We start from the raw sequence: 26170 nt of genomic DNA on the forward strand, positions 1-26170 counted from the left end.
CTCAGTCGACGGGTACGAATTGGTCGAGGACTTGACCTTTATCTTGCTGCTTTACGAATCCCCCTCTGTTCAGTTTTGATGGAGCGAGAAAAAGCATTGCCAGGTTGGCAGTGCTTTTTTATTTTTTGCGTGTGCGTTGCTGATCATTTTTATAATTTTTATAAAACCGATTGAAAAGGTGGTCAGACAGCAGTATTGATGCTTTTCTGAGCCATTTTATTGACGAAAGAGAAAAAAAGTAATAAAATGATATTTGTAAGTAAATGGAACCTTGGCCCGATAATGAAGCAGATGTGATGTTGGAAGAAGATGTCAGAGGTACAGGACTTCTGATGTCTTTTTATTTTGGAAGTGGGGTGGCTGACGATGCCGATGAAGAAGCCGAGCATTTTGATTCTTGGAGCAGGTTATGGCGGGCTGATGACAGCCGTCCGACTGCAAAACATGCTGGGGCAGGGAGAAGCGGACATTACGCTGGTCAACAAACACGACTACCACTACCAGACGACATTGCTGCACGAGATCGCCGCGGGAACCGGGGAAGAGCGACGCATATGTCTCCCCATCCAAAACGTCATCGATAGCCGGCGCGTCCGGTTTATCAAAGATACCGTGGTGGAGATTCGAGAAAAAGAGCGTCAAGTGTTCCTCTGTCACAACGAGCCCATCCAATACGATTACTTGGTGGTGGCTCTCGGCTTTGAACCGGCCACGTTCGGCATTCCAGGCATTGCAGAACATGCCTTGGCCATTCGCAGTCTGAACGCGGCCAAGCAGATCCGCAATCACCTCGAGACGCGCGTTGCCGAGTTAGCGACTGCGGCTTCGACGGGCGATCCGCTTACGATCGTCATCGGCGGCGCCGGGTTTACCGGCATCGAGTTCATCGGTGAGTTGGTCGATCAGGTTCCTCATTGGTGCGCCAAGTACCGTGTGACCCGCGAACGTGTCCGGGTGATCTGTGTCGAGGCAGGCCCTGGTTTACTGCCTGGCTTTCAGCCATCTTTAGCGGCCTATGCGCGGCGATCTCTCGAAGCGAGGGGCGTTGCCTTCTATTTTAATACACGCATCTGTTCAGTTGACGAACGAGGGGTGTCGCTTGAAGGGAAAGATGGAGGTAAGCGGATTGAACCGGCGACCGTCATTTGGACTGGTGGGGTGCAGGGGAACCGCCTCGCCTGCGGCGCCACCTTTGAGGCAGTGCGAGGCCGGATTCCGGTGACCCCTGATCTTCGCATGAGCGGTCAAGACCGGGTCTTTGTCATTGGTGACTGTGCGTCTTACACCAGCCCCGGAGCGGAGCGACCCTTTCCGCCGACGGCGCAGATTGCGGTTCTTCAGGCCATCACCTGCGCCCGTAACCTGCAAATCCTGGTCAGGGGCGGCAAGAAGCTTGAACCCTTTGCGCCGAAGCTGAAAGGGGCGATTGCCTCTTTGGGCGCTCGCGATGGCGTTGGTCTTGTGATGGGCTTATCGCTGCGCGGCAAGCTGGCGATCCTGTTCAAAGAGATCGTGGACAGCCGGTATCTGTTCATGCTCGGCGGCATTCGTCTGGCGCTGCAAAAGAGCAAGCTGGGCGGCGGCGAAGTGGAACGCCAATAGAGCCTTTGGGGAAAACTCGTTTAAATGGGCTTGACGAATGATGGCATTATAATGCAAAAGGCGCCCTTATCAACCGTGGTAGTACGTTGAGGGGCGTCTTTTCTATACTTCTTCAAATGCTGGAATGCCTCAAAGGCCTCTATAGAGGATAACTCCGTCAACCTGTGGAAGTAAGGATCAGCGAGTTATAGAGGTGGTGTAGCCCATGACTGATCGAGAGATATCGATAAAATCCCGTTTCGAAGCTTACCTCGTCCAATACGGCGAGGAAAAGCTTTGTCTCGCTGGCCGACTCCACGAGGACTTTCTCCGAGAGTTTCCTCGCCCGTTGCTTCCAGAATTGTCCTTGGAGCGGTATGCCTTGGGCAAATCCAAGACGGGCTCCTTCTCCTGGTGGCTGGAATACAACACACTCCCCCTCGGTAGCATCCGCGGCGGCACCGCCATCAAGCATGTCATCTTTTACAGCGCCAAGGAAGCGGCGTGGAAATACCCTGAGCCCTTTCGCTCCCCTGAAGACGCATGGAAACGCCTGCGCGCCGATCTGATCCGCCTGATTGAAGAGCATGACGGTAACGACGCCGAAGGCGTCGACGACGACTCCCCCCTGAATGGCAAGGACATGCTGAAGGGGAAGGTTCTTTTCCTCTATCACCCCGACAAGTTTCTCCCGGTTTATAAATTGGAACATCTTCACCAGTTCCTTGAGGAGCTCGATGTGCCGCCTTCCGAGTGGCAGGGACGGGACAACATCTCTTGCAACCTTCGCCTGAAAGAAGTCTTTCACGGTTTCGCCCGGGAGGGATTCGGCGACGAAGGAGCCTCCCAAATCTGGGCGCACGCCGGCGCTGCCGCCATCGCTGTGGCGATCAAAGATTTTTTGTACAGCCAGTTCACCCATGAAGAGAAATACTATAAAATCGCGCCCGGTGAAGGCGCCGCTTTGTGGCCCGAGTGTTTGGCCGGCGGATACATCTCGATCGGCTGGAACGAGATGGGTGATCTGCGGCAGTACCCCGACTATGATGAGTTCAAAAGCGCCTTCTTGAAACACGATTTTCATGATAATGTGAGCGCCAACACCCGCAAGGCGAATGAGTTATGGAGTTTCTATAACCTGAAGCCTGGCGATTACGTCATCGCCAACAAAGGCATGAGCCAAATCGTCGGCGTGGGCAGGGTCAACGAAAAAGGCTACGCCTTTCGCGAAGACTTGTCGACCTTCCAGCATGTGGTCTATGTCGACTGGGAGAAGTCTTTTGATCCGCCCCTCCCCATCGCCAAGCAGTCCTATTGGGGCATGACGACAATGAAGGAAGTCACCCACAAAAACTATGTTGAATGGATTGCCGGTGGAGACGGTACAGCACAGCAGGGAAAAGGAAGCGACAAACCGCCAATGCCGGCGCCCGAACCGTTCCCGTTCCAGGCGCCGCCGGAAGGGAAAATCCCGTTGCAATGGCCTGTGGCAGAGACCTTCACCGCCGAGGAGGAGCGCTTTTTTGTCCGACTGGAAAAATCGCTGGAGCGAAAAGGCCAGTGCATCCTCTACGGACCACCGGGCACAGGCAAGACCTTCCTGGCGCGCAAGTTCATCCGCTGGAAGTACATAAAAGACAAGCTGCTGACGCAGGCCGATGCCATGACGGCGAACGTCTGGATCATGGTGACGTCGCCGCGCTTCGAGTTCCGTTGGCAGGACATCCTGAACAACGGCAGTGCCCAGGAGTTCAACGTTCGCGCGGTGCAGCGCAACTATCGGCGGGCGAGGCCCGGTGACAAGGTGCTCTGCTACCAGAGTGGCAAGGGAGCGGGGGAAGCAACCGGTTTTGTGGGCATCGCCGAAGTGGCCGGTTATCTTGATGAGGCCAGGGATGTTTTGCCGATCAAAGGTGCCCGGGCCTTTGCCAACCCGATCCCCTACGATATTGTCAAGACCATCCCCGAATATCAACAGACGCAAGCCGGGAAGATGGGCAATCGTGGCACCCTCTTTGAGGCGACGGCCGACTTTGCCGCCTGGGTGAAGAACTACCTCGCCGACAATGACGACAGGGAAGCGGCGCGTCTGCTTGAGGGGGTCACGTCAAAGCGCATCCATTCAGAACTTTGCACCTTCCACCCCTCTTTCAATTACGAGGACTTCATCGAGGGCTTCAAGCCGGCGCCCACGGAAAACGGGCAGGTGGCCTTTTGCTTGGAGAAAGGGATCTTTGTGCGCTTTTGCCACCAGGCGGAGGAACATGAGCCGATGCCCCACTACCTGATCATCGACGAGATCAACCGGGGCAATGTGCCCAAGATCTTCGGCGAACTGATCACGTTGCTTGAAAAGGACAAACGCGGCGTGGAGGTCATCCTGCCTCAGAGCAAGGAGCGGTTTTCCATCCCGGCGAGCCTCTACATCATCGGCACGATGAACACGTCGGACCGGAGCATCAAGATGATGGACGCCGCCCTCAAGCGCCGGTTTGCGTTTATCGAGTGCATGCCCGACCTTGACCTGCTGGACTATGAGATCGACGGCCTGGGGCTCCGCCTGAAGACCATCCTGGAAGAGATCAACCGCTGTCTCGTCGAATTCGGCGGCAGGGACAAGCAGATCGGCCATGCCTACCTGATGCAAAAGGGAGAGCCCATCCGGACCATCGAAGAACTGAAAGGGATCTATGAGTTGGAGATCATCCCGCTGGTACAGGAGTACTGTTTTGACGATTACGCAAAATTGTCCGAGATCGTCGGCGCGGACTTTGTGGATATCAACAACATGACCATCAACAGTGAGATTTTTCAGGAAAGCGATGACATCTTCATCTCGGCGCTCGTGAAGCGCTTCCAGAGCCGGTAGATGGCAAATGAGTAAAGACATTCATGCCGTGCCGGAGTACGGCTCCCTGCACATCGACGGCTACCGGCTGAGTGAGGCGGAGCGCGAGTACCTCCAGGGTCTTGCGGTCATTGAAGACAGAAAGGGGCAAGAACGGCGTTTTGTCGTCCGGGAACTGCGGACAGGCCTGCACCTGGAGGCGACCTGTTGGGTGGGCGCTATTGAACTGGAGCGCATCCGCATCGTCATCGAACCGAAGTTCCACCGGGGCTTCGCCGCGTTGCTCGAGATGATCGCGTTCATTGAAGGGATTCCTTTCCACCGGAGATGGGAGAGCCAGAGCGCCCATGGAAAAAGCGATCTGATGGAACTCTTCACTCGGCTCTATCTCGATGCGTTGAACGATCTGTTGAAGCGGGGCGTCGTCAAAGAGTATGTGACAGAAGAGGATAACCTCCGCCTGTTGCGGGGGCGTCCCGATTTTGTCGTCAACCTGCAAAAGAACCCAGCGTCGCCTGATCGGATCTATTGCCGCTATGACGAACTGGTGACCGACATCCCGGAAAACCAGGTGCTCCTGACGGCCCTGGAGGCGGCGAGCCGGTACCGCCTGGCCCCGGCGACAGGGCAACGGCTCAACCGCTTTCGGGCGGAATGGGAGATCCTCTGCCAGCCTTATCGGGAGGCGCAGTGGCCCCTGTTTCACTATCACCGGTTGAACCGTCATTACCAGCAGGCCCACCGGTTGGCCGGGTACTTATTCCGGCAGGTGGCGACGGAGAACCTCTTTCGCTATCACGATCGATCCTTTTACTCGCTGCTGCTGAATATGAATGAACTCTTCGAGGACTTTGTCCGGGAGGTGTTGCGACGTTATCTGCCAGGCCGATTCCGGGTCAGCGCGCAGACGAAGGTGCGTGATGCCATCCTATCGGGCGGGAAAACGTACCGGCAGGTGATCCCCGACCTCTTGGTGACGGAAGCAACATCAGGCACAGTGCTGGTGCTGGACACGAAATATAAAAACTACGGGCAAAAACCGGTCGACACGGCCGATATCTTTCAATTGGCCTTCTATGCCCAGCGTTTTCAGTCTGTCCCAGGACAGGGCCACACCTCCATCATCCTCTATCCTCGCTACGCCAACCAGCCGGCGCGGAATGATGAGGCCATCGATCTGCTGCCGGGAAGGGAACACTTCGGCCGCCTGTGGGTGCGGGATGTGCCCATCGAGGAACTGCTCCGTCTGGTGAGAGTAGGCGAGAGGGAGGAACTGGCGCGGCAGGCCTTGCGATTGATCGGCGCCGGTTGACGAGAGCATTGTATGGATCGAGCATGACGAGACCGGGCAACGTCCCCGGTTTTCTTTTTATCATCCAGTGCGCAGGGAGGGCGTTAAAGGGGTGCATCATTGGGAAAAGCGGAAATAGAGCGACCTTTCACAAAGAAGAAGGATTTCGCATCGCACTTGTCTAAATTACAACAAATGGTGCAAACGATAAGAATGCGATTACATTCTTTGTCAGACAGGTTGTTCACGCGGCGGCCAACCGCACGTTCAGTCACTGTAAGAATCCTGCAACCAACGGGAATAAGTGATGAGTTTTCGTTATGAAAGGATGATCGCCCATGGCATCCTGGTTCACCAAGCTGCGCCTGCGGAGCAAACTGGTGCTCTCCTTCGCCCTCATCGGAATCATGCCCCTGCTAACCGTCACCGCGATCACCACATCGATGAGTCAACAAGAACTGACGAAAAACGCCTATGACAGCAATCAGGCTTTTGCCAGCAATCTGGCGGCCAACCTCGAAAATACGTTCGCATCCCGAGTCACTGTCCTGAAGATCATGAGCCAAACGCCGGAGATCGCGTCGATGGATCCGGCGCGCCAGTTGCCGGCCATGCAAGCGGCAGGCAGCCAGTTTGACGACATGGCTGGCCTCATTGTCGTCCGAGCCGATGGGCAGCAGACGGTGCGGACAGAGGGGCAACTGCAGAATATCGCTGATCGCAAATATTTTCAGGATCTTCAAAAAGGCCTCCCCTTGGTGATCAGTGATGTCTTGCTCTCGAAGGGCACAGGGAAACCGTCGGTCATCGTGGGCGTCCCCCTGAAAGACAGCCAGGGTCGATTTGCCGGCGGTCTCTTAGGGGTGTTGAACCTGGAAAAACTGGCGACCATCGTCGACGATGTGAAGGTGGGCCAGAGCGGGTATGCCTTTGTGACAGACAACAGCGGCCGGCTGCTGGCCCACCCCAACGCCGAGTTGATCCGGCAGCAGACGGATTTGAGCGCATTGCCGCCGGTGCAAAAAGCGCTCCATGGCGAGACGGGCTCGATCAGTTACGACTTTGAAGGTGTTCGCAAACTGTCGGGATACGATGTGGTCACCGAGACGGGCTGGGCCGTTGTGACCCAGGTGCCGGAGACAGAAGCGTTGGCAGCGGCGAAAAAACAGTTGACTACGGGCATCCTTATCGCCGCCGTTGCGATTGCCCTCGCATTGGGTTTCGCTTTTTACCTGGCGGCTGCCCTCGTCCGGCCCATCACGAAGGTCATGGAGGGCGCCAAGGCCGTCGCTGACGGTGACTTGACGGCGACGATCGAAGTGGATTCACAAGATGAAATGGGCGACTTAGCGGCCTCCTTCACGCGGATGACGGGGCAGTTGCGCGCCTTGATCGGTCAGGTCATGGGAACGGCGGAACGGCTGGCCATGTCTTCGGAGGAGATGGCCGCGTCGAGCCAAGAAGTCTCTGCGACGGCCACCGATGTGGCCCAGAACGTGGACAAGCTGGCCAACGACGCGGAGCGAGGCAATGAGGCGGTGGAAGAGGTTTCCCAGGTCTTGGTGGAGCTTTCTTCCCTGATTCAAATCGCCAAGTGCAACAGCGAGGAAGCGGCGCGTTCTTCCCATGTGACCCAACAGGCGGCGCAGGAGGGTCAGGAGACGGTGAGCCAGGCGGTGCAGCGCATGAACAACATCCGGCAGCGCACCGTTGAGGCGGAACAGTCGATGGAAACCCTCAGCCACTACTCCCGCCAGATTGAGATGATCACCGACACCATCACCAGCATCGCCAGCCAGACCAACCTGCTGGCCTTGAACGCCGCCATCGAGGCGGCCCGGGCGGGCGAAGCCGGCCTGGGGTTTGCCGTTGTCGCCGACGAGGTGCGCAAGCTCGCCGAGGAATCGAACCGGGGGGCTGAGGAAGTGGCCGCCCTCGTGAAAAAGGTGGCCGAGAGCACGAAAGAGGCCATGGCGGCGACGAGTCAGAGCCGCGATGAGGTGGACAAGGGGGTTCAGGTGGCCGATCAGGCGCGCCGTTCTCTGGAAAACATCCTGACCAATGTCGATGAGACGGTGGGAAAGGTATTGGAGATCGCCAAGGTGACCAATGATGAAGTGGCCAGTTCTGAGAAGATCGTCGGACTGATTCACGGGATGGCCTCGGTTGTTGAAAATACGGCCCGCAGCGCCCAGCAGATCGCGGCATCGACCGAAGAGACCACGGCAGCGATGGAAACGATCGCCGCCGGCGCCGCCGAGAACAGCACGACGGCGGAAGAGTTGAAGGAGTCGATCGCGCATTTTCGGATCTAAGGCTCACATAGAGATGGGTGAGCAGTGAAAATTACGATATCCCAGAGAGAGGGGCCGAGAGGCGCCTCTTTTTTGCGCTCATGCAGGGGCAACTCGTTTTCCGGGGAATTATGTTAAGGCGCAGCGAGAAAACGACGGCGCGATCGATACGACAGCACCGAGAGAGGGACATGAGCGATGACACTCTACCTGGAATGCATCACCTGCACGGTCAAGCAGCTGACAGAGGCGGCGCGGCGCTTTATTCCCGATGAGCAGGAGCGCTACCGCGTCATCGCTGCGTCGATGAGCGGCTTTTCGGCCCATCTTCATGCAGACGCCAACGCGCCCATCCTCACGGCGTCCTTTTTTGACAAGATCAAAGTGGCCGCCGGCGTGGAGGACCTCTACGCGGCGGAAAAGGAATTCTTTAACCGGGAGATGGCGGATCTGGAGGCGGAGTTTCGCCGATTGATCACCGATAGCGAAGACCCATTAAAAACGGCCCTCTGCCTGAGCGCGGCGGCCAACATCATCGACTTCGGCACCGCCGCCTCAGTTGATAAAAGCTATGCGCGACAACTGATCCTCGACGCCGCCGGGACGGAGCGTGATTTTCCCGCTGTGGAGGCGCTCCGGCAGGAGTTGGCGGCGGCCGAGACACTGCTCTATGTGGGCGACAACTGCGGGGAAGTGGTTCTCGACAAACTGGTGTTGGAGACCTTGCGGCGCCAGTATCCCCGGCTGGCCATCACCTTTGCCGTGCGGGATGTGCCCATTTTGAACGATGTGACGCGCAAAGAGGCGGAAGAGGTGGGCATCCCGGCCTATGCCCGCGTGATCAGCAGCGGCTCCCGCTTGCCGGGCGTGGTGTTGTCCCAGTGCACGAGCGAGTTTCAGCGCCTGTACCGGGAAAGCGATGTGGTCATCTTAAAAGGGATGGGCAACCTGGAGACGGCGTCTGCGGCGGAGCGCAAGGCCTTCTTCATCTTCATGGTCAAATGCGACCTCATGTGCCGGCTGATGGAGACGAAACTGCACGACATTTTCATCGTCAAGGGCAACTATCTCGATGAAAAAAACCGGCGGCGGGCAGAGAAATAGGCGCGCCGTCAATCCGGCGCGCCCAAGGGGGCGTCACGCTTTGGGCTGAACCAGCAAAAAGGAGTTCCCGTAGAGATCGTCGAAACCGGCCTGCGTCCCCCAGGGGAGGTCTTCCGGTTCGAGCGTGATCGTCACCCCTTGGCTGCGAAGGTGCTCAATGTCTTTGCGGCAGTCATCGCTGTGGAAGACCCAGCCGGCGATCCGGCCGGCTTGGGTCAGACGGGGATCCTTTTCGCCCGCTGTGATCTCGTAGAGGACGATCTGTGTCTCCGGATTTTTGGGAGCGCCCATTGTCACCCAGCGGTAGCCAGGGCCAAAGGATTGATCGCTGTGCAAGGTGAGGCCGAGCCTCTCCCGGTACCAGAGGATCCCTTCGTCGTAATTTTTTACGGGGATGCAGACATACGCCAATCCTGTAATCATAGCGTTCCTCCCATGTGCGCAAAGGGCATTTTTCAGGGAACGCCGGTAGTTTGTCCTGTTTTCGACGAATCTTTGTATTTTTTCTAGCGCTCCCGCCTGTACCTGCGGTATGCTGATAAGAAGTGAAATCAACGGAAGGAAGTTTTGCACCATGTTCGGGGCCAATCTCTGGGCCAATCTCGCGATGCTCGTCACAGTCCTCTTCTGGGGGATCTCCTTTATCAGCATTAAGATCGCCGTCACCGAGGTGCCGCCGGTCACCTTGGCGCTGCTCCGGTTTATCATCGCTTCTGCGGTCCTTTGGGGCGCCTTGCGGCTCTCGGAACCGGCGGCGAAACTGGAAAAAGGCGACCGCTGGCGCATGTTGCTGGCCGGGGCGCTTGGCGTCACCCTTTACTTTTATTTTGAAAACAGCGGTGTCAAGCTGACGACGGCGGCCAATGCGTCGTTGATCACATCGATCGTGCCGGTTCTTTCGATCATGCTCGACATCGTCATCTATAAGACGAAGGTGTCCGCCTTGCAATGGGTGGCCATCGCCGCCTCATTGGTCGGCACCTACCTCTCGGTCACCGCCAACGGCCAGATGGCGCTGAGTTCCGACACCTTTGTGGGCAACCTCCTCGTCTTGGGGGCGATGGTTTGTTGGGCCATCTACACCCTGATGAGCAAGTCTCTCGCCCGCTATTCGGGACTGGCCCTGACGACCTACCAGACCCTGCTGGGAACGCTGCTGCTGGCGCCCCTCTCCTTGGTGGAGCGGGATCAGTGGAGTCTCTTCTCGCTGACGGCCTTCGGCCACATCGTCTTTCTCGCCGTCTGTTGCTCGGCCCTCTGCTATTTTCTCTACATGTACGCCCTGCAACGGCTCGACGTGACGATCACGACGCTCTACCTGAACGTGGTGCCTGTCGTGGGCGTCCTGTGTGGGTGCCTGTTCCTCGATGAGAGCGTCCTGCCCGTTCAGATCGCCGGCGGCGCCATGGTGATCCTCTCGATCTTCTTGGTGAACTGGGAAAAGTCGCGCGGGGCCGTTCCTGCGGAACCGGTGAGGGAAACAGGGCTAACGATGCAAGAAGGCGTCGCGGAAAAATCCTGATCATCACCGGTGACGATAGTACGGGAAAACTACAACGTCAAACAGGAGCGGCATTCCACCAATGGAGCGCAGCACAAGCATGTACGGGAAAAAGGCATACGTAAAAAGAAAGAAGCCCCGTTCCTCCATCCAGGAGTGACGGGGCTTTGCCGCTTTTCTGAAGCAAAAGTGTCACAGCCAACCCATCGTTCCACATCTACCGGTCGAACACATGTGTGTTGGGCATCTTGCGGGCATAAAAAGCTCCGCCCCCTGATGCTGGTTGTGCCTACAATCAGCATCAGGGGGCGGAGTAGGGTGGATGTGAAGCTGAGGCGGTTGATGGGAAATCCAAGCATGATCAATGCGCTGGTGATGAGAGCGGGGGCAGGAGCGCAGCGGAAGCGCGGAGGGAGTCAGTTGAACTGGGCCACACTCTTTGCGTTCATATAGAAGTCGACCATATCAGAGCCTTTGATGACGATCGCTTCCGGCAAGACGTTTTCCATGTGGTTGTGGTGCAGGCAGGCGGCGCAGATATAGAGCTTGCCGCCCAGTCGGAGAAACTCGTCGAGCAGTTCCTTCACGGGACGGAAGGGCGCGCCGATGTCGATGCCGTCGACATGGCCGGGCTCGGCGACGCGAACGCCTTCGATCAGCAGCACCAGGCCGGTTGTGTGTCCCTTTTTCAAGGCCTCCACGGCAAAGGTAAAGGCGACGGTCACACGGTTCTCATCAGACTTGTCAAAAGACAGGGTGACCAAAAAAGCGGGAAACTCACTCATCAACGCACGCCTCCAGTCAGTATTTTGACAAATGAATCGGAATGGATTACCCATACGGGGATGGGGTATCTATGCGGTTTTATTATACTGCGGGATGCTGGCTGAAGCAAGAGTCGTAAGCCAATAAATCGGAAAAAGGCGTGCATTTTTCCAAAAGGGGTAAAGGGCGCGATGGGAAAAAGAAGACAGCCCGAATCGCTGCTGGCGTAGGGCTGCCTTCTTATTCCCTGCTTCTTGATGTGTGTGCATACCGGTTAGGTTTGTCTGCGTATGATTCCACAGAGATGATGGATGAAAATATACGCCTTCCCAAACTTTAACGGCGCGAGAATCTTCAAAATACGCTACTATGTAGATACATCAAAGTGGTGGAAACGAGTGGAGGACAGGCCATGAACTTTTATGAACTGAATGAAGCGCGGCGCCTGCTCGGCGATAGCCGGGTTCTCCTGGGGGATAAGGTGGCCGGTCTCTATACCCTTTTTTCGACGATGCAGGAAAAGATGGCGCCCATGGATGGGTTGGAACGGCGGCGATGGGGTGAAACGCTGGAAAAGGGCTTGCGCCTTCACGACCTGGGGAACCGGGGCGAAGGGGCGATCCTGCGGCTCTACCTCACCTCCTTTTTGCTGGAGGTGACCGGTGAGGAACGCTTCTTGTGGGAGATTTTCCGGGCCGCCGAAGAGCCGGCGCGCCCGCTGCGGGAACGACTGTTTTTATACTGGCAGATCGTGCGGAGGGGCTTTCTCGACCGGCGGTATCGAACCCTGGAAAACGATCTCCGTTTCTGGCGTCTCCACCGGGCGCTCGTCCATGCCCACGCCAAGTTGTTGCCAGAGCCTCCCCAGTGGATTCCGGCGGCGGAGCGCGACAGCGAGCGGGTGGTCGTGATCACCAATCAGTACCTGGGTTTACAGCATGGGCCGACGATGACGGCGCTCGATCGCGCCCACGCCCTGCAGTCCAAACTGGGGAAAAAGGTGGTCCTCATCAATGCGGCCGAGATGCCCCGGTCCTTGCCCCTGCCCTTTTTCCTTCCTTTTCTGGCCACCTTCAAAGGCAACCTGTCCCGGATCGACCTGACCCGTTTTCAGGGTCAAGCGTTCCCGTTCTATCAGTGCAAGGATGAGATGCCGAATGTCGAGGAGATGATGAAGATCCTCGCCTTTATCAAGGAGATCCGGCCGGCTTTCATTCTCTCCATCGGCGGCAACAACATCACGGCCGATCTCTGCAGCCGCATCGCGCCGGTGGCGACGCTGGGCTGTGTCAGCGGCCTGGCGGTGTCAGAGGGGCAGTTTTTCCTTCCCTGGGGCGACCTGGTGAAGGAGGACGAGGAGAAGGCGACCCAGTTGGGGATCGCTGCCGAGCGCATCATTTCCTGCGACTTCACCTTTTACATCCGACCGCAGCGCAAAAAGCTGAGCCGGGCCGATTTGGGGATCGATGAGAAGGCCTTTGTGCTGGCCATCGTGGGCGGACGGCTTGACGAGGAGGTGCAGCCGGCGTACGCGCAGGAACTGGACCGGTTCCTGGAAGGCAATCCGGAGGCGTTCATCGCCTTTGCCGGACATTTTGAACGGTATGAGAAATACCGCGCCGCCTACCCGTCTTTTGCCGGACAGAGCTGTTTCGCCGGTTATCAGGACGACATCCTGGCCTTTAATGAAGTCTGTGACGCCTATCTGAACCCGCCGCGGACCGGCGGCGGCACATCGGCGCTGGAGGCGCTGTACATGGGAAACCCCGTCTTTACCCAACCGCGCGGCGATGTGGCCTATGTGGCCGGACCGCGCTACCATATGGACGGTTTCGCCGCCATCGAGACCTTTATGGCGCGCTGGCAGGCGGATGCGTCCTTTCGGGACGCCGAGCGTGCGGCGGCGCGCCTTCGCGCCGGCGAGTTGACCGATACGGCGGGAGCGTTGGGCGGGGTGATCGCCGCCATGGAGCGCTCCGATTATTACCGATGATTGACGGGGCGGGTCACACCACTTTGAGCGGAAGGTTGACCGAGGGGATGGCAATCATCGAGATGGCGTTAGGGTTCCGATAGATAAAGCGAGATGAGCGAAAAAACGGGGCGAGTGGGGGCGACGTTGTGGGCATTGGTCGCAAGATTGCGTTGTTGCACATTTCTTTGATTCTTACGTTTGCCCTTGTGATCTTTTTGCTGGGACAGCAGGTATGGGGAGGCAATTACCTGAAACTGGAGCGGGATGAGGTGACGGAAAACGCTGCCCGCAGCCTCGCTGCCTGGGAAAGCGAGTTGGATCGCATCGGTTCCCAAGTCGAAGACTGGGGGCCTTGGGATGACACCTTTGACTTTGCCCGCAAACCGGCCGATCCGACCTATGCAGAAAAGAATTTAAGTGACGCGGCCATGGCCAACCTGGGTGTCGATGCTGTGATCATCGCCGATTGGGACGGCCGGATCCTCTTTGCCAAAGCCCTGGATCTGGAGAAAAAGCGCGAGGTTCCCCTGGCTCCGGGGTGGGACGAGCATGTCCGGCGGATCAGCAGCCTGGAGGCGTTGGTCCAAGGAGGAAAAGAGCGCGTCGAAAGCTTTGTCATGGTGGGAACGACGCCGACACTGGTGGCCGCCCATCCCATCCTGACGAGCAAAAAGGCGGGGCCCAGCCCGGGTGTGCTGATCTTTGCCCGCACGGCCGATGACGCCTTTTTGCGTGCCCTGTCGAAGCGGACGCAGGCCGATGTGCGCTTTCTCGCCGATCCGGCCAAAGAGCCGCCTCCGGGCGGGCCGTTTTTTCAGGAGATCGTCGACAAGGATACGGTGTTGGGCTATGCGCCCCTCGCTGATTTGTATGGAAGACAGGGGTATTATCTGGTCAGCGCGGTTCCGCGGTTGATCACCATGCAGGGGCAGCAGCAGATGGGCGCCTTTCTCGTGTCGGTTATCGCCTTTGGCCTCTTTTTCGTCGCCATGACGCTGCTGATTTTGCGTGGCGTCCTGCTGCCCCGCTTGCAGCGGATCGATGACTTTATGAATGCCGTCAGTGCGGGGGAGGATCTCTCCATCCGGCTGCATCTGCCGGGCAATGATGAATTGTCGAAGATCGCCGCGACGATGAACGCCATGCTCGAGCGGATCGAGGAGTCCAACGGGCGAACGCTGCGCCTCTTTCAGACGGTTCGGAGGGAACTGGAAGAGCGGGAAAAGGCGGAAGAAGCGCTCCGGTTTTTCAGCCTCCACGACGCATTGACCGGCACCTACAACCGGGCCTTCTTTGAAGCGGAGTTGGGGCAGGTCGTGGAGGAGAAGGCCGGCGGCATCGGCATCATCTGCTGCGATGTGGACGGGCTGAAACTCGTGAACGATACACTGGGCCATTCTGTCGGCGACACGCTCCTGATTCAGACGGCGCAGATCTTGCAAGGGGTCTTTCAGGAAAAGGGGATCGTGGCCCGCATGGGCGGCGATGAATTTGTCGTGCTGTTGCGCAACGTCGATGAAGGCCAGATGCAGCGCGCGTGCCAGCGGATCAGGGAATCGCTGGAAATGGTAAAACCGGAAATCATGGGTTTCCGGCTGAGCCTGTCGGTGGGCTGGAAATACAGCCGCCGTCCCCCAGGCGATGAGGAAACGATCCGGGCGTTGATGCGCGATGCCGATGACACCATGTACCGGCACAAGTTGTCCAGCAGCCAGAGCAACCGCAACGCTCTGGTGCAGGCGTTGATGAAGATGCTGGAGGCGCGGGACTACATCACCGAGGGCCATTCGCAGCGGTTGCAGGAGTTGGTGATCCGGTTGGGGAAGGCTGTGGGGCTGCCTGAGGAGCGGTTTAACGATCTGTGCCTGCTGGCTCAGTTTCACGATATCGGCAAAGTGGGCATCCCCGACCAGATCCTGTTCAAGCCGGGGCCGCTGACGCCGGAAGAACGCAAGGAAATGGAGCGCCACGCAGAAATCGGCCACCGCATCGCCCAGGTGGTTCCGGGGCTGCTGCCGGTGGCCGATCTGATCCTCAAACACCATGAGTGGTGGAACGGCAAGGGGTATCCGCTGGGATTACAGGGAGAGGAGATCCCCATGGAAGCGCGCATCCTGGCCATCACCGATGCCTTTGACGCCATGACGAACGACCGGACCTACCGGAAAGCCTTGAGCGAGGAAGCGGCCTTTGCCGAGTTGAGACGTTGCAGCGGCGTCCAGTTTGACCCCCAGTTGGTGGAGCGGTTTATCGCTATTGTCGGCGAGAACGGGGAAAAAGCCGCTACGGCGTAAACGACGGGCTGGGTAGGATCTGTAGTTCAGCGCTTCGACGGGTGGAGCGCGCCAACCGTCCCGGTGGCGGGTCTCCCTTATTGATGACCGCCAATGCCGCCGGGGAGGAATTTCCCTATGGCCTCCCGCAGGGAGGCGAACTCTGCGTCAGCCTGCTGGATCCAACACCCGGCTTTTGCTTGAAGGGCGCCATCGAGGCGCTCTTTTTTTGCGAGTTGTTCCAGTTCGGCGCAGATGCCCATGAGGCGGCAGGCGCCCAGATTGCCGCTCCCCGACTTGATGTAGTGGGCGAGGAAGCGGAGTTCCTGGAGATCCCCTTGGTCATGGGCGGCCTTCAGCGCCTCTAGACGGGCGGGTGTATCTTGCAAGAAGGTATGGTAAAGGGTTTGCAGATCGTCGGGGTCAAGTTCTGTGCTGAGTTGCCGGAACTTGTCGAAGACCTCCCGATGGGCGCTTTCGGCCGGCGGTTCCGTCAGGTAGCGTTCCAACAGCCGGTGAAATCGTTCGAGATGAATCGGTTTGGTGAGGTAATCATTCATCCCTGCCGCTAGGCACTTCTCCCGGTCGTCGCCGAGGGCATTGGCGGTCAAGGCGATGATCGGCGTGGTTCGCCGGCACTGCTCCCGTTCCCGGCGACGGATCTCGCGGGTGGCCTCCAGGCCATCCATGGCAGGCATCCGAAAATCCATCAGGATGAGGCGGTACTCACGGGACAGGGCGGCCTCGACCGCCTGCCGGCCATCGGAAACGATATCGACGGCAGTGAGCCCCAACCTGCCGAGCAGCAGTCGTATCAGCTTTTGGTTGGTCTCGTTATCCTCTGCAAGGAGGATTGGAAGATTGGGAAGGGGTGCCTGTCGAGCCGGTGCGACTTGCGGCGCCGCGGGGGAGAGGAGAGCGGCGCAAGGAACGGGGCGCGCCAAATCTGTCGGTCTAACGGACGGTTTCAGGGGGAGGGAAAACCAGAAGGTGGAGCCTTGGCCAAGGGCGCTCTCGACGCCGATGTGGCCGCCCATCATTTCGACGAGGCGCTTGGAGATGCTCAATCCCAACCCGGTTCCGCCAAAGCGGCGGGTGGTCGACAGATCGGCCTGGGAAAAGGGGGTGAAGAGCGTTGACAAGGTGTCCGGGTCGATGCCAATGCCGCTGTCACAGACGGAAAAGTAAATGGTCAGAGAGGAATCGGTTTCGCTCGCCACGGTCGCTTCGACGCGCACCGACCCCTGATCGGTGAATTTGATGGCGTTGCCGATCAGGTTAAAGAGCACCTGTTGCAGGCGCAACGGATCGCCCCGGACCAGGCGGCGCAGCCGCGGGTCGAGGGTGACGGCGAAGGAAAGCCCCTTTTCCTTCGCCCGTGGGGCAAGCATCTTCACCAGTTCGTCGATCGAATCGGCCAGGTTGAAGTCGAGAATCTCCAGGTTCATCCGGCCCGCTTCGATTTTGGAGATGTCAAGGATGTCGTTCAGGATGGACAGCAGGATCTCCGTCGAAGAGCGAAGGGTGGCGGTATAGTCGCGCTGTGTCTCGTCCAGTACTGTGTCCAGCAGCAATTCTGTCAATCCCAGGATGCTGTTCATGGGCGTGCGGATCTCATGGCTCATGACGGCAAGAAACTCGCTCTTGGCTCGGTTGGCGCGGACGGCGATTTCTGTGGCCTCCTCCAGGGCGACCATGGCTTGCCGGCGTTCGGTCATGTCTTCGGCGATCCCGGCAGTCCGGGCGATCCGGCCCTGTTCGTCAAAGACAGGGAAGCTGCGCGCCCAGATCCAGCGAATCGAGCCGTCGGGCCGTAGGATCCGGTATTCCTCATCAAAAAAGCCGGTTTGACGGAAGGAACTGGAAAGCACTTGAAGGATGCGGGGCCGGTCTTCCGGGTGGATCGAATCGATAAAGGCGTTTGGGTTGACCAGGAGGTAGTCGCGGCTGCGACCCCAGATGGTCTCATAGGCCGGGCTGATGTAGATCATCTTTTGGGGCGTTCGCAGCCAGACGACCTGGCGCAGGTTCTCGGCCAGTTGCCGCAGGTTCAGTTCGCTCTCGCGGAGTCGTTTTTCCATCGACTTTTCCCGCGTAATGTCTGTGATCAGGCCATCGACGCGGATGATCTGCCCCTGCTGCTCGACAGGCGCGCCTTGGATGCGGAGCCAGCGGGATTCCCCGCCGGGCAAAGAGAGACGGCACATCTGATCGAAGGGGAGGCCTTTTCGGCAATGGTCGAACATGGATGCAAAAAGCGCCTGATCTTCGGGATGGATGAACGCCTTCCACCGATCAGGGTGTTCAAAAAAGGCCTGCGCCGGCTGGCCGAGGATCCGGTCACTGTTTGGCGTGACCTGCAGCAGGCGGTTCTCGATCAGATCGAAGGACCAAAAGACGTGGTCCAACTGAATGAAGGTATTCCACAACTGTTCACGGGCTGCTTCCGATTCGCGGAGGCGGTGTCTAAGATCGGTTTGCTTGTCGATGGGATCTTCCATGGTCAACCCTCCATGCCCGGGTGAGTAGCGACCTGCCCCGTAGACATGATCAGCATACAGAAAGAGAACGAAAAAGTAAGTTTTTCCAACATTCATGATAACACAGTAGAGCCAAGACGAGAACCGCCGACGGCGCAGGACGCCCTTGTCACCGAACTCCACATTTTGGCGCGTATGTTTTTTCTTCTGTCTGCAATGCTATTTTTGATAGCGTAGCAAGAGGAGTGGTCGCATGCAAGCGAAACGAGCCGAAGAGATACTGAATTCGCCATCGACGGTGGAGGTGCTCTACCAACACAACTCCGTGTGGATCGAGAAGGTGGATCCCCAAAATGGGTTGGCTCAGGTGAAGCTATTGGGACCGGGAAACCAGATCGAGGTGCCCATTGCCGATTTGCAGGAGCGCCACTAGGGCTTCTCCTCGCGGCACAGCATAGTAAGACGCCCCTTTCCTCCAGGGTGGCCCGGAGGAAAGGGGCGTCATGTTGTGTTTTCGTCTTGGTTTACAGAGGGGGCCCGCAGTAGGCGCGGCGGCTGCGTCCGTTACAGCGGGCGTGATGGTTCCCCTGAGGCGGGTTCCGGCGCGGGCGCCGCTGGCTGCGCCAGGGGGGCGACGGCAGGTTCCGCCGGCGAGGACGATTCATCTCGCGAGCGGTGACGCAGCAGCAGGGCGAGCCCGCCGATGCCGAAAATGCCGCCGAAGACGATGCTCTTCAGGTAAGAGTAGTACTGCTCATAGTAGCGGAGAAAACCGTTGTGGGGCAGGGGCGTGTCCAGGATGATCAGCGTCGACAGGGCGAGCAAGATGACGCCCATCCGGCCCGGGCGGCGTTGCCAGGTGTCGACAAGCCAGGTAAAGATGATGACGTCGCTGTCGGTGACGGCGAGGCCGGCCTGGCGCTTTTGCATCAAGTGATAGGCGTCAAAAAAGCCGTAACCGACGATGACCGGCAAGAGGAAGTTGAAGGAATCGGGGAAGATATTCCAATCGGTCAGCGCCCACAAGCCCCAGAAGAGGGCAAGCAGTTGCACGCCACGGCGCATCAGGCCGAGGTACATCTGGCCGACCCCAGGCATCAGCGAAATCAGGGAAAAGCCCAGCCGTTGCAAGGTAGTCCGTTTCTGAGGCAGCGGGGCAAAGGGCGGGTAGTGGTAAGAGCCCGGTGGGAAGGGATGGCCGGGATTGCCGCCAGGGTAAAAGGCGGCGTTGGGCGGCGTCGGGGCGCTGGACGGCGGTGGGCTGCCGGAAGGGAGCGGGCCGCCGGGAGGGATGGCAGCGCCGGGAAGGGCGCAGTCCCCAGTGGCTGTGGCGCCTCCGCCGCCCATTCCGCCGCCGGGGGGAGCGGCGCTCCCCAGGGCGCTGGGAGTGGTTCCCCCAAAGGGCGACGCGGTTCGGGGCTGGCCGGCTTCGGCGGCGCATTGGGGACAGATCCAGCCCTGCTGCACCGGCAGCAGCGGCCCGTTATGGAACCCGCAGAGGGTGCAGGCGGGGCGCTTGGGAGTGTCGATGGTGTCGTTATCGGCGGAGAACATCGGGTCACCTCTTTTTTTGCGTTATGCGGTGGGGAACACCGGCAGGGGCGGCGCGGCAAGGGGCAGTCGAATCAGGAAGGCGGCCCCGCCTTCAGGCGGCGCCGGTTCGAGGAGGATGCTGCCGCCATGGGCGGCGATGATCTCGCGGCTGATGGCCAGGCCCAGACCGGTGCTGCCGTTTTTGCTGTTGCGGGCCGTGTCGGCGCGGGCGAAGCGTTCAAAGAGGCGCTCGCGCAGATGGGCCGGCACGCCCATGCCCGTGTCGGCGATGCGCAGGAGCGCTGTGTTGCCCTGGGCGGCCAAGGTGACATAGACGCCGATGCCGGGGCCGTTATGTTCGATGGCGTTTTTCAGGACGTTTTTGATCGCCCGTTCCAGATGGGAGACGTCGACGCTGGCCCAGAGGGCGATCTCCGGGATGTCGGCGTCGAGGTGCTGCCCGGCCAGTTCGATGTCTGGCAGGATGTCAGCGGTCCAGCGACGGGTGAGTTCCGCCAGGTCGGCTGAGCGCGGTTGCAGGGCAAAGTCGGGATGCACCAGTTTGGCTGTCAGGAAGAGGTCATCGACGATGCGCCCCATGATCAGGGCTTTGGCGTGGATGATGCCGCCGTACTTGCGGGCTTGTTCCGGCTCCCGGTAGGCGATGTCGCTGAGCGCCTCGGCATAGCCTTCGATGGAAGCCAGCGGGGTGCGCAGGTCATGGGAGAGGCCGGCGAAGAGGTCGCGCTGCTTTCCGGCGATCTCCTGTTCCCGCTGTTTGAGGGCGCCGAGGGCGGTGTTCAACTGGTTGAAGACGACGAAGAGGTCGCCGAACTCATCTTTGCGCCACGATTGAATGCGGTAGCTCGTGTCGCCGCGGCGCATGTTTTCGAGACCGCCGGCCAGTTTTTTCAGGGGCGCCCGCAGGAGCCAGGAGAAGGCCAGGGCGGCGACCAGGTTGACGGCGAGGATGCCGGCGCCAGCCGTGAGGGGCACGCCGGCGAGCAGCACCGTGCGCTCCTCGGGGGTGTGACGCCGGGCATCGGAGGCCGAATCCGGTTCGTAGCGAAGGAGCAGGTAGTAGGTTTCGCCCCCGACGCTCAGAGGGGCGGCTTCATAGGCCGTCTTTCCGTTGGCGGCAGCGAGCGATGCCTGTTCCGGTTCGAACAGGGCCTCGAACCGGTCGATCCGCACCTGCAGGGGCGTGCGGGTGGCCTCCATGATCTGGGCCATCGTGTAACGGTCGGGAAAGTGATCGTTGGCGGCGATGGCGGGGTTGTTGCTCCGGTTCCAGGTGGTCCTTGTCGTCAGCGCCACGCCGTTGCTGTCGAGGAGTTGCACCGAGGCGGAAGGGATGTGAAAGTCACGGTCGAAGGCGAGCGTCTCAATCAGGCGATCGCGACTGATGTTGGTCGCGCGACCGGTTCTGTTGGTATCGGAAGCCGGGGTCGGTGGCGTTGGCGTTTCCTGAAGCGGGAGATGGAGGGGATCGATGGATCCCACCGGTTCGGCGTGGTAGCGTTCCCGCCAACGCTCGATCTGGGCCGCCACCTGACGATGTTCGAAGTTGTTGTCGTCGGGACGCAGCAGTTCCTGGTAGAGGATCAGCATCCCCAAAAGGGTGGAGGCGGCGGCGACACCGGAAATTAAAAGGAAGAAGAAGAAGGCCTGGGTGCGGATCTTCATGGCCGTTCTCCCTTCGGGAGCGAGCGAGGCGCCGGGGCGGACGGCGGGGTTGCTGTCGAGTCTGTGGCCGAGGCCGGAACTACGGCAGGGGGCGGCGGCGGACTGGAACAAGGCGGCGCCGGTGTCTTTAGGCGGTAGCCGAGGCCGCGGATATTTTCCAGCCACTCGCCGGCGCCGGGCAGGGCTTCGTCGAGCTTGCGACGCAGGCTGCGGATGTGCACCATGATGGTGTTGTCATTGCCGTAGTAGGGCTCATGCCATACCTGTTCATAGACCTGCTGTTTTGTGTAGACGCGGCCTGGCGCGGCGGCGAAGAGTCGCAAGAGTTCCCACTCCTTGGCGCGCAGGTCCAGGGTGACGTCGTTGAGTTTCGCCTCGGCGCAGATGGGGTCGAGGCAGAGGGGGCCGATGACGATGGGCGATTCGACGGGCGCTTGACGGCTGCGGCGGCGCAGGTGGGCGTTGACGCGCGCCACCAGTTCGCGGGGGCTGAAGGGCTTGGCCACGTAATCGATAGCGCCCAGGTTGAGGCCCAGGATACGGTCCGGTTCGTCGCCGCGGGCCGACAGGATGAAGAGGGGGCATTCCAATTCGTCGCGCAGCATCCGGCAGACATCCAGGCCGTTGAGTTTGGGCATCATCACATCGAGGATGACCAGGTCGGGCCGTTCGGCGCGGGCCAGTCGCAGCGCTTCCTCGCCATGGGCGGCGAGCAGCACGGCGTAGCCGTCGTGCTCCAGGTAGCCGGCGACGAGTTCGCGAAGTTCCGGGTCGTCGTCGGCCAGAAGGATGCGCAGGGGCGGCCCGTTGGCGTCACGGCTTCCGGGCGGTGTCGGTTCCAATTGCCATGTCTCCTTTCTATCTGTTGGCGGGTAATGGCCCCTTGAAGGGCCTTTTCGCAGGGAGATGGCCACTGCGGGGAGGGAATCAGCGGTATCGCTAAGAACAGTATAAGGGAACGGCCTTTCGTGAAAATAAGACGAATCTTAATTCAGGCTTAAATCAAGGGGCGCCTTTTCTGTGACAGGCGCCCCTTCAGGGACGACGGAGGTGGATGCGTGTGAAACAAAGGGGTCTGACGACGGCCCTGGTCTCTCTGTTTGTGGTTGCCAGCTTCCTCACGGGCACGCTCCTGCCGGTGTTCGCTGCCGATCAGCGAACGGGCGCAGGGGAAAGCGGGGCGCCTCTCGGGCCCGACGGGGCGGGAGCCGTCCCCTTCATCGTCGAGGGCTTTGAACAAGGGGTTGGCGACTGGACGCTGCAATCGAAAGCAGGCGATGGCGACGGGAGCGTAAGCCTGGAATACGGATCCTACACCAGCGGAGGCGGCGACGGGGCGGGCAGCGGATATGCCTCCTGGGGGAGCGCTCCAAACGGTGGCTATGGCGGAACCAGCGACGCCGCCGGTGGTCATTCCGTCCGCATCGCCCCGGGCGGCGAAGGCGGGTGGCGCTTTGCGTCGCTCAAGCAGATCCCCGTCGCGACGGGCGATCGGCTTGAACTGAGAGGGTGGATCCGGCGCCAGGGAAGCGGATCGACAACGTTGACGGCAACGGGCTGTGACGCCCAGGGAAATGCCGTGGCTTGGAAGGTTGAGGCGCCGGTGATCGAGGGAGAGAAGGCATGGACGCCCGTCGTCGCCCCTGTGGTGATTCCACCGGGTGTGGCCTTCGTTCAGGCGCAACTGGCGGGCGAGGGCGGCGGCGTGACCTGGCTCGATGATCTCTGCCTCGTTCCGGTCATGGCCCCGCGGCGCAATCCCGCCATGCCGGCGGAGGCCCGCCTGGAAAATGCGGCCATTGCTGTTTCTGTACATACCGGCGACATCACCCTGAGCGTCGCCGACAAGCGGACCGGCCAGACCTGGCGGCAGCGACCGCTGCGTTCCGACTTTATCCTGCTGGATGTTCAACGGGGCAACTCGATCCTGCTGGCTTTGCGTGACCGGGTGACCGGGCAAGACACGCTGGCGACGATCCGCCTGGTCGGCGATCGCCCGGAATTTACGGTTACCCTGTCGGGAGACGGGACGATGGCGTCGCCGGTGAGCTTTCCCCACCCCTTTGTCAGCGCGCCGGGGACCCAGTTGGTGCTCCCGCGCGGCGAAGGCGTCCTCTATCCTGTCGATGAACCGTCCCTTCCCGCCATGCGGCTTCCCGCCTACAGCGGGGAAGGGCTGACGATGCCCTTTTGGGGGATCACCGATGGAGATCGGGGCTTGATGACCCTGTTGGAGACGCCCGACGACAGCGCCGCCCAGATCGAACGGATCGACGGGATGCTGGCGGTGTCACCGCAGTGGGATCCGCAAAAGGGACGGCTCGGGTATAGCCGCCGCCTCCGCTATGTCCTCTTCGACAAGGGCGGTTTTGTGGCCATGGCCAAGCGTTACCGCGATCAGGTCCGGGAAGCGGGCCGGTGGGTCTCGCTGGAGGAAAAAATCCGGCTCAATCCCATGGCGGGCAAGCTGATCGGCGCAGCGAGCGTCTGGTATACGGGAAAGGGCGATCGGGACGTTGCCCGGGACATGAAGGACGCCCGGATGGACAAGGTCTTGTGGAACCATGACGACAGCGGCGGGCAGGTCCCCCTGAAGCCGGAAACGGTAGAGGATATCCAGGCCTTGGGGTATCTGGCCGGACGGTATGATGTGTTTCACCGGGCGATCGATCCCGAACAGGCGTCGCTGCTGGAAGGGGGGCTCGATCCGCGCTGGCCCCAGTCGGCCTGGCCCGACGGACTCGTCACCGGCGCCGACGGCAACTGGGTGCGCGGCTGGAAGGCGAAAGGCCAAGGCGGCGGCTGGATCGACGGCGCCATCGTCAATGACGAAGAGGCGCTGACCATCGCCCGCTGGCGGATTCCCTCGGCGGTGGAGAAAGCCGCCTATGGCGCGTGGCTGATCGACGGGGCCACATCGTTGCCCTGGCAGGAAGACTACAGCCCGCGCCATCCGATGACGCGCTCTCAAAGCCGGCAGCAGCGCATCAACCTGCTCAAGGTGGCCGCTGACGAGTGCAAGCGGGTGACCGGGAGCGTATCGGCCCATGACGCGGCGGCGCCCGTGGTCCACTATTTTGAGGGCGCCATGAGTGTAGCGAAGGACTCCGTCGACGAACAACGCCGGATTCCCTTGTGGGAGTTGGTGTACCATGACAGCGTCCTGTCCTATTGGCATCGGGAAGAAGGCAACAACAGCCGACCCGACCAATGGCTGAAGCGGGATCGGCTCAACATCCTCTATGGCACGCCCCCCCTGTACACCCTCAGCCGGGAAGCCTGGGAAACGGGGAAAAAGAACATCGTCGAGAGCGATCAACAGGTCAGCGCTGTCGCCGCCAAAGTCGGGACCGCTGAAATGACCGATTTTCGTTACCTGACGCCGGACCGGTCGGTCCAGCAGTCGGTCTTCGCCAACGGCGTGACGGTGACCGTGAATTTTGGCAGTAGTCCCTACCAAATTGACCGGTGGACGGAACTGCCGCCCATGGGATACCGGGTGGTGGAGACGCAGGAAGCCGGTCAATGAGGCCGGCCGATGATGAATGAACGAGGGGGATGACGCAATGACGATGAGACCCTGCGCCTTTGACGAACGAATCAACCGGCAGTCCACCAACAGCCTGAAATGGGACACCCTCCGGGATGTCTTCGGGCGGGAAGACCTGTTGCCCCTCTGGGTGGCGGATATGGATTTCCCGTCGCCTCCGGAAGTGATCGAGGCCCTGAAAGAGAAGGCGGCCCACCGCGTCTATGGCTACCACGTCCGCAGCGAATCCTTTTTTCAGTCTGTCGTCGAGTGGTTTGGACGCCGCCACAACTGGCCCATCGAACGGGAGTGGGTCGCCCTGACACCGGGTGTCGTGCCCTCGATCTGCCTGGCCATTCAAGCGTTCACCTCGCCTGGCGACGGCGTGGTCATCCAATCGCCCGTCTACCCGCCCTTTTTCCGCTGTGTCAAGGAAAACGGCCGCCGGATCGTGGAGAATCCGCTCCGCCAGGTGAACAGCCGGTACGAGATGGATTTTGACGACTTAGCCGCCAAACTGGATGAGGGCGTCAAGATGCTGGTGCTCTGCAGCCCCCATAACCCGGTCGGTCGCGTCTGGACGGAAGCGGAGCTGCGCCGGCTGAACGATCTCTGCTGCGAGCGGGATATCCTCATCCTCTCCGATGAGATCCATTGCGATCTCGTCTTTCAAGGACACCGCCACACCCCCTTCGCCGCTTTGGGCGCGGAAGCGGCGGCCCGCACGGTGACCTGTGTGGCGCCGAGCAAGACCTTCAACATCGCCGGCCTGAACACATCCTTTGTGATCATCTCCGACGAAGGGCTGCGGCGGCGGTTCCGGCAGGTCATGCTCTCGCTCAGCCTGGGCGAGGGGAATCTCTTTGGCGTGGCGGCTTCGGAAGCGGCCTACCGGCATGGCGACGCCTGGTTGGATGCGCTGCTGCCCTACCTGGAGGGCAATGCCGACTATCTGACGCGCTATGTGAGTGAACGGATGGGCGAACTGGACATCGTCAAGCCCGAGGGAACCTACCTGGGGTGGCTCGACTGCCGCCGTTTGGGCCTGCGGCCGGCGGAACTGAAGCGCTTTTTCGTGGAGGAGGCGAAGGTCGGCATGAATGACGGCCTCACCTTCGGCCAACCGGGCGCGGGATTTGCCCGCATCAACTTCGGCTGTCCCCGGGAACTGTTGGTCGAGGGGCTGCAGCGGATCGAGGCCGCCTTGCGCCGCCGGTGATAGGCGCCCGAGGGACGGAACGAAAAACTGCCAAAGAGGGCGACAGGCGATCCTGCGGCCTCTTTGGCAGTTTTTATCGTCCAAGGTAGGT

At 60.0% G+C, this 26170-nt stretch carries 17 protein-coding genes; 11 read left to right on the plus strand and 6 right to left on the minus strand.

The window, feature by feature from the left end:
- Positions 1-366 precede the first annotated feature (366 nt).
- The 5 genes from GTO89_RS15825 (at position 367) to GTO89_RS15845 (ending at position 9118) form a co-directional block, all read left to right on the plus strand.
- Entirely contained in the window at positions 367-1602 is a 1236-nt protein-coding gene (locus tag GTO89_RS15825) for an NAD(P)/FAD-dependent oxidoreductase (RefSeq protein ID WP_204758282.1), read from the plus strand.
- 205 nt (positions 1603-1807) lie between these two features.
- Positions 1808-4450: an AAA family ATPase gene (locus GTO89_RS15830; RefSeq protein ID WP_161263074.1), complete on the plus strand. Its 2643-nt coding sequence runs from the start codon at positions 1808-1810 to the stop codon at positions 4448-4450.
- Between the two features lie 7 nt (positions 4451-4457).
- Entirely contained in the window at positions 4458-5741 is a 1284-nt protein-coding gene (locus GTO89_RS15835; RefSeq protein WP_161263075.1) for an McrC family protein, read from the plus strand.
- A gap of 317 nt (positions 5742-6058) precedes the next feature.
- Entirely contained in the window at positions 6059-8035 is a 1977-nt protein-coding gene (locus GTO89_RS15840) for a methyl-accepting chemotaxis protein (protein WP_161263076.1), read from the plus strand.
- 177 nt (positions 8036-8212) lie between these two features.
- On the plus strand, positions 8213-9118 hold the full coding sequence (locus GTO89_RS15845; RefSeq protein WP_161263077.1) for a damage-control phosphatase ARMT1 family protein: 906 nt from the start codon (positions 8213-8215) through the stop codon (positions 9116-9118).
- Between the two features lie 33 nt (positions 9119-9151).
- On the opposite strand, the gene GTO89_RS15850 is transcribed toward GTO89_RS15845, so the two are convergent.
- A complete protein-coding gene (locus GTO89_RS15850) occupies positions 9152-9541 on the minus strand; it encodes a VOC family protein (protein WP_161263078.1) in 390 nt (129 codons plus the stop codon).
- Between the two features lie 151 nt (positions 9542-9692).
- Here GTO89_RS15850 and GTO89_RS15855 point away from each other — a divergent pair, with 151 nt between their 5' ends.
- Positions 9693-10640 carry a DMT family transporter gene (locus GTO89_RS15855; RefSeq protein WP_235920532.1) on the plus strand — a complete coding sequence of 316 codons (948 nt, stop codon included), beginning with the start codon at positions 9693-9695 and terminating at the stop codon, positions 10638-10640.
- 395 nt (positions 10641-11035) lie between these two features.
- Here GTO89_RS15855 and GTO89_RS15860 read toward each other — a convergent pair whose 3' ends face one another.
- Complete coding sequence (locus tag GTO89_RS15860; protein WP_161263079.1) at positions 11036-11404, minus strand: DsrE family protein; 369 nt, start codon at positions 11402-11404, stop codon at positions 11036-11038.
- 392 nt (positions 11405-11796) lie between these two features.
- Between GTO89_RS15860 and GTO89_RS15865 the strand changes: the two genes are divergently transcribed.
- A complete protein-coding gene (locus tag GTO89_RS15865; RefSeq protein ID WP_161263080.1) occupies positions 11797-13377 on the plus strand; it encodes a glycosyltransferase family protein in 1581 nt (526 codons plus the stop codon).
- A 128-nt stretch (positions 13378-13505) separates the two neighbouring features.
- On the plus strand, positions 13506-15653 hold the full coding sequence (locus GTO89_RS15870) for an HD domain-containing phosphohydrolase (protein WP_161263081.1): 2148 nt from the start codon (positions 13506-13508) through the stop codon (positions 15651-15653).
- A 77-nt stretch (positions 15654-15730) separates the two neighbouring features.
- Here the strand turns inward: GTO89_RS15870 and GTO89_RS15875 are convergent, their stop codons facing one another.
- The gene (locus GTO89_RS15875; RefSeq protein ID WP_161263082.1) at positions 15731-18133 is read right to left on the minus strand and encodes a PAS domain-containing hybrid sensor histidine kinase/response regulator; all 2403 of its coding nucleotides are present in this window, start codon (positions 18131-18133) and stop codon (positions 15731-15733) included.
- A 232-nt stretch (positions 18134-18365) separates the two neighbouring features.
- Between GTO89_RS15875 and GTO89_RS15880 the strand changes: the two genes are divergently transcribed.
- Positions 18366-18545, plus strand: a complete 180-nt coding sequence (locus tag GTO89_RS15880) for an H-type small acid-soluble spore protein (protein WP_161263083.1) — start codon at positions 18366-18368, stop codon at positions 18543-18545.
- Positions 18546-18676: 131 nt separating this feature from the next.
- Here the strand turns inward: GTO89_RS15880 and GTO89_RS15885 are convergent, their stop codons facing one another.
- Genes GTO89_RS15885 through GTO89_RS15895 form a run of 3 tightly spaced genes read right to left on the minus strand, consistent with a single transcriptional unit; the run spans position 18677 to position 22173 of the window.
- Complete coding sequence (locus GTO89_RS15885) at positions 18677-19666, minus strand: hypothetical protein (RefSeq protein ID WP_161263084.1); 990 nt, start codon at positions 19664-19666, stop codon at positions 18677-18679.
- A gap of 21 nt (positions 19667-19687) precedes the next feature.
- Positions 19688-21331, minus strand: coding sequence for a sensor histidine kinase (locus GTO89_RS15890; RefSeq protein ID WP_161263085.1), 1644 nt, complete (start codon positions 21329-21331; stop codon positions 19688-19690).
- Entirely contained in the window at positions 21328-22173 is an 846-nt protein-coding gene (locus GTO89_RS15895; RefSeq protein ID WP_161263086.1) for a response regulator transcription factor, read from the minus strand. Before GTO89_RS15895 ends, GTO89_RS15890 begins: the two co-directional genes overlap by 4 nt.
- Positions 22174-22391: 218 nt before the next feature.
- Between GTO89_RS15895 and GTO89_RS17905 the strand changes: the two genes are divergently transcribed.
- Together GTO89_RS17905 and GTO89_RS15905 are read left to right on the plus strand one after the other, a co-directional pair.
- Positions 22392-24860: a glycoside hydrolase gene (locus GTO89_RS17905; protein WP_161263087.1), complete on the plus strand. Its 2469-nt coding sequence runs from the start codon at positions 22392-22394 to the stop codon at positions 24858-24860.
- A 37-nt stretch (positions 24861-24897) separates the two neighbouring features.
- Positions 24898-26079: a MalY/PatB family protein gene (locus GTO89_RS15905; RefSeq protein ID WP_235920533.1), complete on the plus strand. Its 1182-nt coding sequence runs from the start codon at positions 24898-24900 to the stop codon at positions 26077-26079.
- The last annotated feature ends 91 nt before the right edge of the window (positions 26080-26170 follow it).

The sequence above is a fragment of the Heliomicrobium gestii genome (genome assembly GCF_009877435.1).
Classification (GTDB): Bacteria; Bacillota; Desulfitobacteriia; order Heliobacteriales; family Heliobacteriaceae; genus Heliomicrobium; species Heliomicrobium gestii.